The 2967-nt window shown below is 30.6% G+C and carries 3 protein-coding genes; 1 reads left to right on the top strand and 2 read right to left on the bottom strand.

Features of this window, described 5'->3' with window-relative positions:
- Positions 1-342: 342 nt before the first annotated feature.
- Positions 343-1680, bottom strand: a complete 1338-nt coding sequence (gene repC, locus ACFINE_RS09405) for a replication initiation protein RepC (protein ID WP_375621854.1) — start codon at positions 1678-1680, stop codon at positions 343-345.
- A 309-nt stretch (positions 1681-1989) separates the two neighbouring features.
- Positions 1990-2430, bottom strand: a complete 441-nt coding sequence (locus ACFINE_RS09400; RefSeq protein WP_375621853.1) for a hypothetical protein — start codon at positions 2428-2430, stop codon at positions 1990-1992.
- Between the two features lie 151 nt (positions 2431-2581).
- Here ACFINE_RS09400 and ACFINE_RS09395 point away from each other — a divergent pair.
- Positions 2582-2967 (top strand): hypothetical protein (locus tag ACFINE_RS09395; protein WP_375621852.1); only part of this gene is annotated, 386 nt, incomplete at its 3' end.

Genomic DNA, 2967 nt, shown 5'->3' with positions numbered 1-2967 from the left:
AACGCGGGTCTGATGTCATGATTTTGGTGAGCGTTCCGGAGAGTTTGAGAGGCGGATAGCCTCTCATTAAAAAATAAGGATTAACTGAAAATATTTAATATTTTTAATGTTTCTTTTAAAAGTATAAAAAACTAATAAAATAATTGCTAAATAAAAATATCTTGTATATATCTTTTTTTGGAGAGAGAGGTCATAACAAATTATCCCCGCTAGGATAAGTTGATCATTTTATCTCTTTCTCCTTTTTCAAAATCAAAAATTTTTACTATTTTCGACCTCCGTTACGCCTTTAAAAAATAACGATAAATAATTAAAATATTTATTTCGTATATAAATTATTATTTATGTAAACTTTGGCATTTTTAGATTATTTAACGTTTTATTGAGTTCAAACTCAAACAAAGAGCTTTTTTCTTCGTTTAGCTTTATTTTCTGATTTTTTTCTAAGTTTAAACTATTTATTTCTTCTTGATCAGCTTGTTTCAATAAAGCAAATAAAGAACGCTCTAGATACAATTCTCCCTTTTTTTCTTTATCAATCATGCCGCGGAGATATCCCCCTGGTGATTTTACAAGTCCTCTAGCATATTTTTCAAAAATGATGGCAATGGCTAGAGCTGTTTTTTTAAGCCCCATGATTTTTGTAGCTTGTTCAGCGGCATGTTCTGAAACTTTAATCATTCTGTACATAGGATACATAGAACGTATCAAATCGCTTTCTGTTTGGAGACTATATTCAGAAAACAAGACGGCATTTGGTAAAGCCTTTTCTAGTATCTCCGGCTTAATTTGAGGCAATGTACTACCTTTTGAGGGAAGTGATGTTTCGGTCTTGCCTTTCTCTATATTTTCATAAGTCATTTTATCGTGACCGGAGGTCACATTAATGGTTTGAGTGTGTTCAGATAATTCTGAACACTCATTTTTGTTACAATTACAATTATAGTTAGGGGTTGTATTATGTAATTGCATAACATTTTTGTTATTTGTGCATAACATTTTTGTAAAAAATAAACGATCTAGGAGCCAATTAAAAAGCTTAATAGCTTTTTCCAATTTAAAGGTAGACGCTTTAAAAGGGGACCCAAGAACAGATTTAATCTTATTAATACGATTTAAAAACATTGAAGCAATAGATGTAAATTTTATCTCTTCAATACGAAGCTGCAATCGACGACAAACACCACAAAAGGTCCTAACAACCATATCGTGATGTTTCTTTTCTTCTTTAATCGTTAAAATAGAGTGCTGAAGTTCAGGGTAACGCGCGATTAAAATGCTAAGGTCAATACCACAAGCAATTGGTACGTGATTAGCAGAATTAAAACTATAGCGTTTATAATTACCAGAATCCCGCATCACAATAAGACCTTTATCAAAAAGGCGTGAAAGTAATCTACTTACATGAACAGACGTACAACCAATTTCTAGACCAATTTGATGGTTGCTTTTAAAAACTAGTGGAATTTTACCTTTTTCAAAATGCGAAACGGGTACAGTATTCAAAAGTTTGGTTAATAAATGGACTTCCGTTCCTTTGATAAGACCAATTATAGGTAATTCTTGTACAAGAAAAATAAGTTGGCTTCTACTAATGTGTCCAATATCAGTATTATCAGCAATTTTTATATATTCCCAGTGCTTTGAAGTTAATTTTCTACCAGATGTTTTCTTAACCATAATTTTTAAAACCTCTCTATTGGAGGCAAAAAAATGCTAAAAATATCCCTTTTCTACAAAATTTCTCTTGCAGAATGCTTCACGATAAATTAAATTAGGAATTACTTTGTAGATTTAATTCTTTTGAATTTAATTTAATTTACCGTATATGTGGTACGGGTATTTTAGAAACCCTTCTGTTAACGCAGTTGGGTTTTTATTTTTTTGCCATTATATTTCCCTCTATTTGAAACGACTCATAGATTTACATAATGAGTCAAGATGAAACTATATTCAAAAGAAAAATATTTTCAATATAGTAAAGGAAAATTAAGTCCCCATTTTCCCATTCTCTAATTCAACATTTTTTGTAAAAACAACTTTCCTATCTTTAAAAACAAGACTTGGATTAATAAAATACCAAGCTCTATGATTTTGTTTAGCAATAATACCAGCTTTTTCTAATTCAGCTACACCACGAAAAAAGGTTGTTGGTGATAATGCTAACTTACTTTCTTGAGCTTCAAGAAATGTTTTTAAAATAGCCTTATCTAAAATGACAGTATTAGTGCGAATTAATCTGTTTTGAAGTATCCAAGCCAAAACTAAAAAAACTTTTATTCCTGCTGCTTTTAAATCAAAAATTAGCGCCACATTGACAAGAATCTGCTCTTCTGGATCCTTAATAGAAACCACAATATCATTAATGAAAGGACTCTGATCGTGCCTAACGGTTTGCTTTCTTTGTTTATCTGATATACTAACTGTCATTTATGGTAATACAATTGCCATATTAAAATAATAAATCGAATCTCCAATAAGGATAATTTACATTCGCTCAAGTGTCAATATGACTTTTATTTTTGCGAAGAAAAACTTTCTTAAGTCGTAACAGGTGATAAAAAATCAACGGACGATCAAAATGGATAAAATAAACTTGCGAAAGCAAAAATATTCCCCGTATGAAAATCCTTTTCTTAAAAATTCTGAAATATTTGCTGATAATAAAATTGTTAAAACGTGCATTATACAACAAAAGTTTGTCAATTCTGACACTGATAAAATAGACGTTGTACCTATAATTCACGTCACAGAAAAAACAAATAAAGAAAATTTTATAGAAATATTTGCTGATGGCATTCAAGCTATTTTTAATTTATCTCGTACAGGACATCGTGCTTTGGTAATAGTTTTAGAAGAATATCAATCTAATAAATCAACAAACGAAGACCCCAGCAGCGTTACCTTAATTTGGTTTGATGGGGGTATAAATGGAAAAAAGCGCGATATGGTCGACAGAACTTTTCA

This window comes from Bartonella sp. AA97HXZ (assembly GCF_042196985.1).
GTDB lineage: Bacteria > Pseudomonadota > Alphaproteobacteria > Rhizobiales > Rhizobiaceae > Bartonella.
The sequence above is the reverse complement of the archived record's forward strand: the minus strand, read 5'-3'. Positions and strand labels throughout refer to the sequence as shown.

What these genes read in the sequence shown, in the direction of transcription:
- repC (WP_375621854.1), bottom strand. Translation starts at nt 1,680, where the DNA reads ATGGTTAAGAAAACATCTGGTAGAAAATTAACTTCAAAGCACTGGGAA.
- ACFINE_RS09400 (WP_375621853.1), bottom strand. Translation starts at nt 2,430, where the DNA reads ATGACAGTTAGTATATCAGATAAACAAAGAAAGCAAACCGTTAGGCAC.